Annotated in this window: 9 protein-coding genes; 2 read left to right on the top strand and 7 right to left on the bottom strand. The window is 67.3% G+C overall.

Annotated features, from left to right (window positions below; genetic code table 11):
- The first annotated feature begins 243 nt into the window (after positions 1 to 243).
- Entirely contained in the window at positions 244 to 1,035 is a 792-nt protein-coding gene (locus tag ACLFQI_RS06515; protein ID WP_410758088.1) for a secretin N-terminal domain-containing protein, read from the top strand.
- A 19-nt stretch (positions 1,036 to 1,054) separates the two neighbouring features.
- Here ACLFQI_RS06515 and ACLFQI_RS06510 read toward each other — a convergent pair whose 3' ends face one another.
- From ACLFQI_RS06510 to ACLFQI_RS06480, 7 genes are all read right to left on the bottom strand, one after another.
- A complete protein-coding gene (locus tag ACLFQI_RS06510; RefSeq protein WP_410758087.1) occupies positions 1,055 to 1,375 on the bottom strand; it encodes a hypothetical protein in 321 nt (106 codons plus the stop codon).
- A gap of 49 nt (positions 1,376 to 1,424) precedes the next feature.
- Positions 1,425 to 3,173, bottom strand: a complete 1,749-nt coding sequence (locus tag ACLFQI_RS06505) for an Hsp70 family protein (protein ID WP_410758086.1) — start codon at positions 3,171 to 3,173, stop codon at positions 1,425 to 1,427.
- Positions 3,170 to 3,943, bottom strand: a complete 774-nt coding sequence (locus ACLFQI_RS06500) for a nucleotide exchange factor GrpE (protein WP_410758085.1) — start codon at positions 3,941 to 3,943, stop codon at positions 3,170 to 3,172. Before ACLFQI_RS06500 ends, ACLFQI_RS06505 begins: the two co-directional genes overlap by 4 nt.
- A gap of 2 nt (positions 3,944 to 3,945) precedes the next feature.
- Positions 3,946 to 4,350, bottom strand: a complete 405-nt coding sequence (locus tag ACLFQI_RS06495; protein ID WP_410758084.1) for a DnaJ domain-containing protein — start codon at positions 4,348 to 4,350, stop codon at positions 3,946 to 3,948.
- Entirely contained in the window at positions 4,350 to 6,923 is a 2,574-nt protein-coding gene (locus ACLFQI_RS06490) for a hypothetical protein (RefSeq protein WP_410758082.1), read from the bottom strand. The genes ACLFQI_RS06495 and ACLFQI_RS06490 overlap by 1 nt, the downstream gene beginning before the upstream one ends.
- 73 nt (positions 6,924 to 6,996) lie before the next feature.
- On the bottom strand, positions 6,997 to 10,425 hold the full coding sequence (gene amt, locus ACLFQI_RS06485) for an ammonium transporter (protein ID WP_410758081.1): 3,429 nt from the start codon (positions 10,423 to 10,425) through the stop codon (positions 6,997 to 6,999).
- Between the two features lie 108 nt (positions 10,426 to 10,533).
- Complete coding sequence (locus tag ACLFQI_RS06480; protein WP_410758080.1) at positions 10,534 to 10,941, bottom strand: bacteriohemerythrin; 408 nt, start codon at positions 10,939 to 10,941, stop codon at positions 10,534 to 10,536.
- Positions 10,942 to 11,245: 304 nt separating this feature from the next.
- Between ACLFQI_RS06480 and ACLFQI_RS06475 the strand changes: the two genes are divergently transcribed.
- A partial coding sequence (locus ACLFQI_RS06475) for a DUF3683 domain-containing protein (RefSeq protein WP_410758089.1) occupies positions 11,246 to 12,959 on the top strand: 1,714 nt, incomplete at its 3' end.

The raw sequence follows: 12,959 nt of genomic DNA, 5'->3' as shown, positions 1-12,959 counted from the left end.
CTCATGTTTCTCACCTCGGTGCATCTTCAGCGATCGTCTTGACGTACCATAGCAGGTCGTTGGCCGCGCTCACTGGCGATGTGCCGTGTCACCTCGGGCAAGGCGCCCGCGAACGTCGGACAAGACGCGCGCGACCGCCGCGCCCCAACGCCTCCCCGCAGACCGCTGCGATCGCTTTGCTAGCAACCGCTCTGCTCGGCTTGCTGCCGTTATTCGCCGCGCAACCTTTGGCGCGTGGGAGCGATGAACAGCATAAGGATCCGCGCCAGACGGGATGAAACTGAACTGAACCGGATGAACGCCATGCCAACCTCTCGCAATCTGCTTGTCATGCTCCTGTTGGGCCTGAGCACCGGCATGGCCGCCGGCGCCCCTGAAAATCGCGTGTTCACCCTCGCGCACCAGCGTGCCGAGAGGGTCGTCGACCAGCTTCGCGGCCTGTATGGGGATGACCTCCGGCTCTCCGTCAACGGCCAGACTCTAGTGGTCAGGGCCGAACCGAAACAGCTCGGCGAGATCGAGACACTGCTCCAGCAGATTGACCAACCGCCCCGGCAGGTGCGGCTCTCGCTGCGCCACTTCGCCAACGGCGACCCGCGCGCCGGGCGCTCCAACCAGGTCTACAGCACGGGTCGGCAATCCACCCGGAGCCTCACGGTCCAGGACCAGCAGGTTGCCCAGATCTCCTCCGGTGAAATGACCCGTCTGCCGGTTGCCGCGCGCGGCGGCTGGAACCCTGCCGCCTTGCTCAAGGAGGTCGACATCAGCAGCGGCTACCTGGTGCGGCCCACGGTGCTCAGCGAAGACCAGGTGGAACTGCAGATCACCGCGATCCACAACGAGCCCTACCGGGGACGACAGAGTGAGGAGACCGCACGGATGACGACCGTACGCCGCGTCCAGCCCGGCGAATGGGTGACCCTGGGCGCGGAGGATCAGCGACGGAGCGCTCCGGGCAACACTCGCTCCTATGGCTCCCAGTTACACGGCAATCGCCTGTGGGAATTACAAGTGGAGCTGCTTCCCGCGCCCTGAGGCGATTCCCGTCAATCGCCTAACCGCCGTGAAGCTCCGCGTCGCAGCCGATCTCGGCTTTCGGCGATTCAGCGCTGGGCAGCACTGAATGGGCGCGATAGAGCTGCTCGTTCAGCAGGCTGAACAAGGCCTCGGTCAATGGATCGCGCTGCAGCGCCAAGGCGCGGCGCAATGCGTGCCACGCCAGCCCGAGGTCATTGCGCAGCAGATGCCCGATGCCACGCCGCAGCCAGACCTCGGCGGCGCGTTCGGTCGCCAGCAGCAGGCCGAGTTCCATGCCGCAGCGCCGGCAGGTCTCGGCCTCATCCAAACGGGCGCGACAGTTGGGACAGCGTTCCATGGTGGCTTAAAAGATCGCTCCGAGACAAACCCAGACGCTCGTCGTCGACTCAAGTCTCCAGGTAATAGATCAGATCCGAGAGCGCGTCGGTGGCGCGCTTGAGGCCCTCCATGTCCGCGGCCTCCAAGGCATCACGCACCGCTTCGACCAGATCGATCAGATCCTCCTGGTCCTCGGCGCTGGCGCTCTCGAGCAGGCGCTCCGCCTTATCGAGCAAGGCCTTGGCCCGCACCTGCTCGCGATGCTGCTCGGTGTCGGCGTCGACGTCCTCAACGCGCTCGGCATCGCCGTCGATGAGCGTCGCGAGACGTTGTTTGGCCGCGTCAAGCTCCTGCGACTCGAAGCGGGCGGTGGCGTTATCGATCTCGATGTGCTTCTCCAGCCCGGTGCGCTTCTCGAGCGCGGTGACCTTGAGGATGCCGTCCAGATCGAGATCGCAGCGCATCAGGATCACATTCCCGGCCGGGACATCGCTGAGACCCTCGATGCGGAACGAGCCGATCTCGGTGTTGTTGAGGGCATCGCGATCCTCGCCCTGATAGATGCGCACGTCGACCGCTTCCTGGCCGTCGACCATGGTGTAGAAGGCCTCGGACTTGCTGGTCGGGATCGGCGTGTTCTTGCGGATCACCGGCACGAAGCAGTACGGATAGGGCATGCCGTTCATCTCGCCGAGCGCGCTGGTGCCGAAGGTATAGGGCGTCACGTCGACCAGCACCGCGCTGGTGGACTGACCCGCCATGACCCCGGCCTGGATCGCGGCGCCGGCGGCGACGCAGAGGTCGGGATCGACCTCGGCGCGTGGCTGCATGCCGAGCATCTCTTCGAGGCGCTGCTGGATCGCCGGGGTGCGGGTGGCGCCCCCGACGAGCACCACCTCGTCGATGTCGGTGACGGTCAACTCGGCACCCTTGAGCGCGGTATGCACGGCCTCCAGGGTCTCGTCGAGATAGCCCTCGATCATCGCCTCGTAGTCGATGCGGCTGATCTCCAGCGACAGATTGACCGGCGGATTGCGCTCCGGCAGCAGGTATTCCTCGTCGATGCGTGCATAGGGGGCGTCGCTGAGCGCGATCTTGGCCGCCTCGCAGGCGCGCATGATGCGCGCCATCGCGGCCGGTTCCTGGCTGGGATCGCAGTCGTGCTGCTCCTTCAGATGGTCGACCACATGCTCGATGAGTTTGGCATCGAAGTCGTCGCCGCCGAGGTGGTTGTTGCCATGACTGGCCAGCACCTCGGTGATCTCGCTCCCGGCGCGCACCACCGAGCAGTCGAAGGTGCCACCGCCGAGGTCGTAGACCAGGATGGTGCGCGCCTGCTGGGCATCGACCTCGTAGGCCAAGGCGGCGGCGGTGGGCTCGTTGATGATGCGCACCACCTCGAGCCCGGCGAGTTCGCCGGCATTGCGCGTGGCCTGACGCTGGGCATCGGAGAAATAGGCCGGCACCGTGATCACCGCCTTGCCGACCGCCGCGCCTAGCTGTTCCTCGGCAGCGCGCTTGAGCCGCTTCAGGATCAGCGCCGAGATCTCCTGCGGGGTATAGGACTGATCGCCCATCGACAGCCGCACATCCTCGCCCATGCGACGTTTCACCGAGCGAATGGTGCGCTCGGGATAGAGGGCGTATTGATTGCGCGCGGCCTGGCCGACCAGCAGGGTGCCATCGTCGGCGATACCGACGATCGAGGGCAGGATACGGGAGCCATCGACCTCGAGCACCTGCGGCCGGCCGTCGCGCAACACCGCGACCTCCGAGTTGGTGGTGCCAAGGTCGATGCCGATGATGATGTCGCTCATGAGGAAGACTCGGTCGGGGTCTGGATAACGGGGGCGTTGGATTCGGTCGCCTCGCCCGGCTCGACGCCGTGGTCGGGCGCGGCGCTCTCGCGGCGATTGACGACCACCTCGGCGGTGCGCAGCAGCTCGCCCTCGAGCAGGAAACCGGGGCGGCGCTCGGCGATGACCTGGCCGATTGGCAGCGCGGGATCGAAGTCCAGCTCGGCGGCATGCATCCGATGCGGATCGAAGGCCTTGCCGAGCGCCGGCAGCGGCCGCACGCCGCGCCGCGCCAGGGTCTCGTCGAGCCGACGCAGGTTCATCGCCAGGCCCTCGGCCATCGCCGCCGCGAACTCGCGCGCTCGGCGCCGACCGAACAGTCCCTTGGGCCGATAGCCGGCCGCGCTGGCGTGCCCGGCCTGGAGCCGGTCGCGCAACTCCAGCAGCTCAAGCAGGAACTCCTTGCGCTCGCGCAGGCGCGCGCCGCGCTCCTGCTCGCGGCGACGCTGCTGCTCCTGATCGAGCCGCGTGGTGGCCGACTGCAGGGTCTCGAACAACGCGCGGAACTCGTCGAGCGCGGTCTTGACCTGGCGCGATTCGAGCTTGACCTCGTTCTTCAGCGCCGCGACCTCGGCGAGCAGGCTGAACAGATCCGGCGCCTCGGGCGGCGCGTCGGGAGCCGCGTCCGGCGCATCGTCGTCGAGGCCCGCGCTGGCGCGCGCGGTCACTGGGGGACGGTCGAGATAGGCGCGAAAACGCTCCGCGAGCCTATCCTTCGTCGCGCTGTCCACGCTCAGCGCTCTCCTCGCAGGAGGGCCTTGATCAGCTCCGCGTCGGGTCGCCCGCCGGATTCTCCAGCGTTTGCTCGACCGGCTCGGTCGACAGCCGCGCCGGCGCCCGACTCAGCGCCCGGCTCAGCGCCCGGCTCAGCGTCCGGTTCAGCCATGGACGCGGCGGCGCGACGTTTCGCCTCGGCCCGCCGCAGAATGTCGACCGGCCGTGGCGGCTCGGTCTCGAACAGCCGATAAGCGACCCGATCGCGCTGGGTGCGCACGCGCTCATAGGCCTCGCGCACGGCCTGAAACGCGGCCGGGGCGCGATCCGGCGGATAGCGCTTGATGGCGCTCCGATAGGCCGCTTCGACAGCGGCGTCGTCGGCAGCGGGATCGACGCCAAGGACGAGAAAGGGATCGGACATCAGAACAGGTCGAAATTAAACGGATGTTGCTTGGATTTGCGCTTGCGCTCTCCGGTCGCCTTCAGCGCGATCTCCTCGAGGACCTCGACGACGACGTCCTCGCCCTCCTCGCGCGCCATCTCGAGGAAATGGTCGCGCAGGAAAGGGGGCATGTTGGCCTCTTCGAGCGCCCGCTTCAGCGGCTTGCGCCGGAGGGCGTCGAGCAGTCGATCGAGACCGAGCATGCCCGCGAGGACCGCCGATAGATCGATGGCGGGTCCATCCTCATCATCCTCGTCGAGGTCGAAGTCCGGATCCAGGCCGGGTATCGGCAGGCCGCCGAACGGCAAGAACTCCTGGATCAACCCCTGCAACTGGTTGGCGGCACGCATGTCGCCCGCCTCTTGCGCCTGCATCAACGCCGCCTGCATCCGGTCCAGCTCCTTGGTGCTCGGGCGACCGCCCTTGGCATACTTGGCATCGTAGAGGTGATACTCGAACACCGGGGTGCGCGGCCACCGTTTCAGCGCCGCCCGCGCGGCCTCCTGACGCGCATCCCCGAGCTGCATGCGGCTTAGGGTCTCGCAGGCCAGCTCCAGCTCGGCCCGCTCGAGCCGTTTCCAAGGCGCCCCCTTCAACAGGAGTTGCAGCTGCTCGACCAAGCCGACCGTGAAGCGGTCGGTTTGCTCGCGAAAATCGCGTAACTGGGCGATGATCGCACGCAGATCGTCCGGCTCGCGCACCTTGCCCGCGCGCCAGTCGAGCAGCTTGGCGATCTGGTCCTGGCGCAGCCCGAGCAGATCGATCGCCAGCATCAGCTCGACGCGACCGAGCATGCCCTCGCCCCGGTGCTGGAGCTGCTCGAGCAGGCGGGCGCGCCCCGCCTCGCGCTCGACGTAGAGCATCTGCAGCACGCCATCGATCCAGCCCAAGCGCGCGCGTAGATTCTCGAGCCCGGCGCCCCGCCCGACCCAGCCGCGCGCCTCGCCGACCTCCTTGATCGCGAGATCCCCACGGCGATGACGGATCTGTTTCGCGGCATGCCGAAGATGCGCATTGACCAACTGCTGGCGCACGCTGTGGTTGATCGGGTCGATCGTCAGCATCTGCCGCGCCAGACCGGCGGCCTTCTTGAAGGCATTGCTGGCCAGCGCGGTTTGCATCGCCGCTTCCAGCACCGCCATGTCGCGCGGCCAGCGCGCCTGGGCCGCGCTCAGGATGCGCCGGGCATCCTTGAGTCGATCCGCCCGCCGGTACCAACGGATCAGGCGCAGATAGGTCTCGCGGTGGTCTGGATCCCATTCGAGACTGCGTTCGAGTTGCCGCGCGGCGATCGTCTCGGGCGAATCCGGATCCGTGTCCGGCTGCTCGGTCTCGAGCACCCTGAGCCGTGCGTCGAAGCGCCGCAGTGCCAAGGCGATCGCCAACGACCGTTCCTGAGACCGCTCCTGATCGGGGCCCGTGTCCGGTTCGTCGGCCAGCGCCATGGCGAAGCTTTCCCAGACCTCGGACAGATCCCAGCCATAGGCGTTGTGATGCGCCTCGGCGTTCCAGGCCTCGACCAACGCGCGTTCCGGCTCGCTCAAGGCGTTCCAGCCCTTGGGACGCCGACTCCAGGGCTCGGTGATCGGTGGCAACAACCGCAGCCAGGCCTGCTGCACCCAATCCGCGCCGAGCTGATCGCGGTAGCGCTGTAGCACCCGTTGCAAGGCCTGTGGACTCGGCGCCTTGGTCGGGGACGCATCCATCTCGATCGCGGCCAAGTCTCGCGCGAGCTTGAGGTGTTGCGGGGACCAACCGCGCAAGCGTGCGGCCAGTTCGGCCTGGCGCGGTCCGGCGTGGATGATTGCGTGGAGGAGATCCGTATCCTCGAGCAACGCCATCTCGGCGGCGCGCCGCAGCGGGGCGAAGGCGGAATCGTCATCGATGCGCTTGAGCATCTCGCGGGCCGCTTCCGGTTCCCGCTCGGCCCGCGCGAGCGCCTTCAATAACAGCGCCCAGGTGCGATAAGGCGAGCGGAACGGGAGTTGGCCGAGCGCCGCTTCGAGGGCCTCGGCATCGCCGGCGCAATAAGCGTCGAGGGCGGCGCGCGCCGGGGCGGCATGGCGGCGCACGAGATCCTCCGCAGCGAGCCGTTCGAGCAGCGACTCGGCGCCGGCCAGCACCGCCGCCGCGAGTTGCTCGCCGATGCGCTCACGCACCTCGCGCGACAACGCGTCGCCCTGCGACCACTGCCGCAATGCCGGCTCGTGATCGCCGAGACGCAGGCACAGCAGGCTGTGCTCCAGGGCTGGCGCCATCTCGGGAGCGAGGGCGGCGCGGTTCTCCCAGAGCACCAGCGCCTCCTTGAGCATGCCCTTGTCGCTCAACTCACGCGCGCGCCCGGCATAGGCATCGGCGAGCGCCAGCCGCCGCGCCTGAGAGCGCTCGCTGGCCGCGTCCTCCTTCAGCAGGGTCTTGAGTTCAGCGATCGCATCGCGATAACGCCCGGCCTCAAGAGCCTGCAGCGCCGCGGATTCACGCGCCGCTGGTGTCTGTGCCGCAGCCGCCTTGGCAGTCGCTCGACTTGCTGGTTTCTTTCGCTTTTTCGCCATGCGCTTCAGACTAACGAATTCTGTCGATCAATGCGATCACTAATCAGCCTCGCGCGGCCGTCAGCCGGGCCCGTCACCCTCGCCTCCCCGGCGGCGGATACTCGACAAGCGGCCGCGGTCGGGCCAGATGGTAGCCCTGGGCATAGTCGACGCCGATCTCGCGCAAGATGTCGACCACCCGCGCATGTTCGACGAATTCGGCGATACTGCCGAGCCCCATCACGCCAGCGATGCCGACGATCGCCTCGACCATGGCGCGATGGACCGCGTTGCTGTCGAGGTCGCGAATGAAGCTACCGTCGATCTTGACCAGATCCACATCGAGATCATGCAGATAGCCGAACGACGACAGGCCGCTGCCGAAGTCGTCGAGGGCGAAGCGGCAGCCGAGCTGCTTGACCTCGTCGATGAAGCGCTTGGCTTGATCGAGGTTGGCCATGGTCGAGGTCTCGGTGATCTCGAAACAGATCAGCCGGGGATCGATACGGTGACGCCTGAGGCAGTCGCGGATGCGAGCCGTATGCTTGTCGTTGCCGAGCGTGGCCCCGGAGAGGTTGATCGCGCAGCGTTTAATCCCCGTGCCGCCTTGCGCCTGATAGGCCGAGAGCCAGCGCAGGCAGTGCTCGACCACCCAGTAGTCGACCTCGGGCATCAGCCCGTAACGCTCGGCGGCGGGGATGAAGGCGCCCGGCGGCATCACCTCGTCATCCTCGCCGGTCAAGCGCAGCAGGATCTCGATGTGGCCGTTGGTATCCTCCGGTTGCATCACCGGCGCGATGCCTTGATAGAAGAGCTGGAAACCATCCTCGTCGAGCGCGCGCTGGATGCGCGATACCCAGGTCATCTGGCCCTTGCGCAGACTGAGTTCGCGGTCGCCCGGATCATAGACATGCACGCGATTGCGCCCGCTATCCTTGGCCGCGTAACAGGCCTCATCGGCGCGGCTCAAGGCATCGGCGAGATTGCCCAGACCGCGCGACAAGGGCACCAGGCCAACGCTGGCGCCGATCGCAAAGACCTTGTCCTCCCAGGGAAACCGCAACGCATGCACGCGCTCGCGCATGGCCTCGGCGATCTCGATGCCACGCTCGAGCGGGCAGTTGGTCAGCAGCACGCCGAACTCGTCGCCCCCCAAGCGCGCCAGGGTGTCGGCGCTGCGCAACCGGCGTTGCAACAGATTGGCGACTTGGCGCAGCAAGGCGTCGCCAGCGGCATGGCCGCAGACGTCATTGACCAGCTTGAACTGATCGAGGTCGACATAACACAGCAGATGCTGGGCGGGACCGTCTTCGAGCTGGTCGATCAACTCGCTCAGGCGGTGCTCGAACTCGCGCCGATTGATCAGCCCCGTCAGCGCGTCATGCTTGGCCTGATAGGTGAGTTGACGCTCCATCGCCCGCTCCTGGGTCTTGTCGTGAAAGACGACCACGAGCCCACGCACCTGCCCCTCGGCACTGCGAATCGGCGCCGCCGTGTGCTGCACCACATGGACATTGCCATCGCGGCAGTAGAGCAAACGCGACTTCGACTCGACCAGGGTCTCGCCGTCGCCGAGCACCCGGCGCGCGATCCAATCGCTCGGCATCTCGGTCGGCGAATCGACCACCGGAAACACCCGCGACAAGGGCTGGCCGCTCGCCGCCTCCAGCGGCCAGCCGGTCAGCTCGGCGGCGACCGCGTTCATGTACAGCACCCGCCCACCGCGGTCGGTGGTGATGACCCCGTCGGCGATCGCCTCGAGCGTGGTCTGGGCAAGCTCCTTCTCCTCGAACAACTGCGCCTCGACCCGGCGGCGATCGCTGATATCACGGATCAGGCAGGTGTAGCAGCCAGGCGACTGCGAGTCCGGCGTCACCGCCAGTTCGACGAACACCGGGCCATCGGCCTCGCGCCGCCGCAACGCGATCTCGACCTTGCCGGCGCTGGCCAAGGCTGCCGGATCGCCCGGCCAGACCGCCTCCGGCCCGTCCGTGCCGCGCGCCTGGCCACCACCGGGATCGAGCAGGTCGACGAATGCGGTGCCCAGCGCGGCCTCGCCCGAGACCGCGAGGATCTTTTCGGCACCAGGATTGAGACTGGTCAGGAGACCGCTGTCGGTCAGGGTTACGATGCCATCGCGCAGATCGTGCACGATGGCCTGGCTGCGCGTCACCGCCTGTTCGAACGCCTCCATCAGCCGATTGTGCTGGGCGGCGATCTGGCCGACCTCGGTGAAGGGCTCGACCGGCACCCGGAGGGACAGATCGGTCGAGCGCTCCTGACGTTTGAGCGCGGTCATCAGATCGACCAGTTCGGTCTTGGCGCCGTGCTCGGAGACGTTGAGGCCGATCGCCTCATCGTCCGCGCTGACCCGGAGTCGATAGAAGCGATCGATCAGGCGCAGCAACAGATAGGCGACGGGAAACGACCAGGCCCCGGCAACGGCGACGCCGAGGGCCTGCACCGCCAGTTGTTCGCCCAGCGCGAGACCGCTGTCGATCAGCGCGGGCGCGCCGAACAGGGCCACGGCCAGGGTGCCCCAGAGACCGGCAACCAGATGCACCGGGATGGCGCCGATGGCATCGTCGATGCGCAGGCGCGCAAGTCCTTCGATGGCCAAGACCATCAACAGGCCGGCGACGGCGCCAATCACCAGCGCCGCCCAGGTGGCGACGACGTGACAACCGGCGGTGATCGCGACCAGCCCGGCGAGCACGCCATTCAACGGCGCCGTCACCCGGTCCTGCCCGGGAAACGCAAACCAGCGCGTCAGCAGATAGGCGACGACACCACCCGCCGACGCCGACAGCAAGGTCTTGACGACGATGGCTGGCACGGCCGCATCCAGCGCCAGGGTGCTGCCGCCATTGAAGCCGACCCAGCCGACCAAAAACAGCAGGATCCCGAGCATGGCCAGCGGCAGATTGCTCCCTGGGATGAGCCGCGCCTCGCCCCCGTCGAACCGGCCCGCGCGCGGGCCGACCACCAGCAATGCCGCGAGCGCGATCCAACCACCGACGCCATGGACCACGGTCGAGCCAGCGAAGTCGACGAATCCCAACGCGGCCAACCAGCCAGGCTCGCCGCCCAGGGCGCCGCCCCAGGCCCAGTGGCCGAAGACCGGGTAGATCAGCGCAACCGCGATCAGGGTGACCAGGTGATAGCCGCTGAAACGCATGCGCTCGGCGACCGCGCCGGAGACGATGGTCGCCGCAGTGGCGCAGAACATCAGCTGAAAGAGGAAGAAGCTGGCCTCCCAAGGGTCGCCGGCGGAGAACTCGGGCAGGAAGCGATCGATGCCGATCCAGCCGCGCTCGGAGTCGCCGAACATCAGCCCGAAGCTGACCAGGTACCAGAGCAAGGTCGCGATGAGAACATCCGACGCGTTCTTCAGCGCGACATTGATCGCGTTCTTGCTGCGCGTCAGCCCGGACTCCAGGCACAGAAAGCCGCCCTGCATGAGCAGCACCAAGACGCTGCTCAACAACACCCAGAGAATATCGAGCCTGGTGATCGCATCCATGTTCTAAGAAGGGCCTCTACAGCAGCATGCGCCAGCCCGAGGTTCCGGGAACAACCGGTCAATGCATTGTTCGTGGTCCTGGATGAAGAGCAAACCGGGAGCTTGACCTCAGGACGGCATGGTTTCGGCGAGATAGCCGCCCATCGCCATGTCGGCGCCATAGATGTGGCCAGTCAGCCAATGCTCGAGGAACGCGATCTCGCGCGCGGACGGCGGCGCCCCGGATCGCCGCAGTTGCTGCTGGAGCGCCTTGCCACTGGCGAGCAAGTCTTGGTGCTCGGCTTGATGCGCCGGCAAGCCGGGATAGCCATACCTTTCCATCAGCCGTTCCTCGTGCCGGAAATGCCAGTCCGTGCAACTGATCAGCTCGTCCATGATGGCTTCGATGCTGGCCTGCGGCTCGCCTTCCTCCGCGGCATGACCGAGCCGATTGAACAACTCGAGCAGGCGGCGATGATCCTGGTCGATCTCCGGCACATCGACACTCAGCGTCTTATCCCACAGAAGCTCTTTCATGGCAGTGATCTGGCAGCATTGACCCGGTGGTGCGGCGAAGCTTGACCGGCTGCGGGCTGGACGTCAATCGCACCAGGGTCACGGATCATCGAGGCCTGACCCCGGGATGCGCGGGGATCGAGCACTGTACAATGCCGTCTTTGGCCGCCTTCATTCGATCCTTATGCTCGATCCCGCCCAGACACCACATCAGACACCGTCCCAGACACCGCCATCGCCCGTGTCCGCAACCAACGCCGGCGCCAATCCCGGCGCCAATCCCACTGGCAGCGACGCGCCGCACGCTCGTCCGGAAACCAGCCGCATCCGCGAGATCCCCTACAACTACACCTCGTTCTCGGACCGCGAGATCGTCATCCGCTTCCTCGGCGCGGAGAGCTGGCAGCGCATCGAGCAGCTGCGCGGCTCGCGCCGCACCGGGCGCTCGGCGCGGATGCTGTTCGAGGTGCTCGGCGACATGTGGGTGGTCAGCCGCAATCCCTATCTGCAAGACGACCTGCTCGACGATCCCAAACGCCGCCGGCTGCTGCTCGAATCCTTGCGGCATCGGCTCGAGCAGTTCGAGCTGCGCCTGAACGACAACCGCGAGGCCGCCGCGCTGCTCGAGACCGCGCGCGCCGCCATCGCCCGCTTCGACGCCCAGCTCGATGCCGATCGCGCGCTGCGCCAGCGCCTGCGCAAGCGCCTCGGCGGCATCACCCGCAAGGACAACATCGACTTCGGCGGGCTGGCGCGGGTCTCGCACGCGACCGATGCCACCGACTGGCGCGTCGAGATGCCGTTCGTCGTCATCCTGCCGGACACCGAGGACGAGGTCGCGCCGATCGTCGCCGCCTGCATCGACTGCGGGCTGTCGCTGATCCCGCGCGGTGGTGGCACCGGCTACACCGGCTCGGCGGTGCCGCTGTCGCCGCGCTCGGCGGTGATCAACACCGAGAAGCTCGAAGCGCTCTCCGGCGTCGAGCGCATCCGCCTGCCCGGCGTCGCCGAGCCGGTGCCGACGGTGCGCTGCGGCGCCGGCGTGGTCACCCGCCGCGTCGCCGATCTGGCCGACGCCAATGGCCTGGCCTTCGCCGTCGACCCGACCTCGCAGGACGCCTCCTGCATCGGCGGCAACGTGGCGATGAACGCCGGCGGCAAGAAGGCGGTGCTCTGGGGCACCGCGATCGACAACCTCGCCTCCTGGCGCATGGTCACGCCCGATGCCGATTGGCTCGAGGTCGAGCGCCTCGATCACAACCTCGGCAAATTGCAGGACATCGAGGTCGCGCGCTTCCGCATCACCCGTTTTACCCGAGACGGCACCATGCAGGTCGGCGAGCCCGAGCTGCTCGAGATCCCGACCGCGCAGATGCGCAAGCCGGGGCTCGGCAAGGATGTCACCGACAAGGCCCTCGGCGGCCTGCCCGGCGTGCAGAAGGAGGGCTGCGACGGGCTCATCACCTCGGCGCGCTTCATCCTGCACCGGATGCCGGAGCATGTGCGCACGGTCTGCCTGGAGTTCTTCGGCACCGATCTGAATCGCGCCGTGCCGGCGATCGTCGAGATCAAGGACTTCGTCGACGCGCGCGCCGATGTGCAGATCGCCGGCCTCGAGCATCTCGACGAGCGCTATGTGCGCGCGGTGCGCTACTCGACCAAGGCCGCGCGCCGCGAGCTGCCGAAGATGGTGCTGGTCGCCGACCTGGTCTCAGATGACGAGACCGCCGTCGCCGCCGTCGCCGATGCGGTGGTCGAGCTGGCCAAGGCGCGCGATGGCGAGGGCTTCATCGCCATCAGCCCCGAGGCGCGCAAGCGCTTCTGGCTCGATCGCGCCCGCACCGCCGCCATCTCGCGCCACACCAACGCCTTCAAGATCAACGAGGACGTGGTCATCCCGCTGCCACGGCTGGCCGAGTACAGCCGCGAGATCGAGCGTCTGAACATCGAGCAGTCAATCAAGAACAAGGGCGCCATCATGGCAGCCGTGCTCGAGTATCTCGATGGCCCGCTGCGCGAGGCGCTGCCGGCCGGCGAGT

Source organism: Halochromatium sp. (assembly GCF_046541315.1).
In the GTDB taxonomy this organism is placed as follows: domain Bacteria; phylum Pseudomonadota; class Gammaproteobacteria; order Chromatiales; family Chromatiaceae; genus Lamprobacter.
Note: the sequence above shows the minus strand (reverse complement) of the source record. Positions and strands in the feature narration are given on the sequence as shown.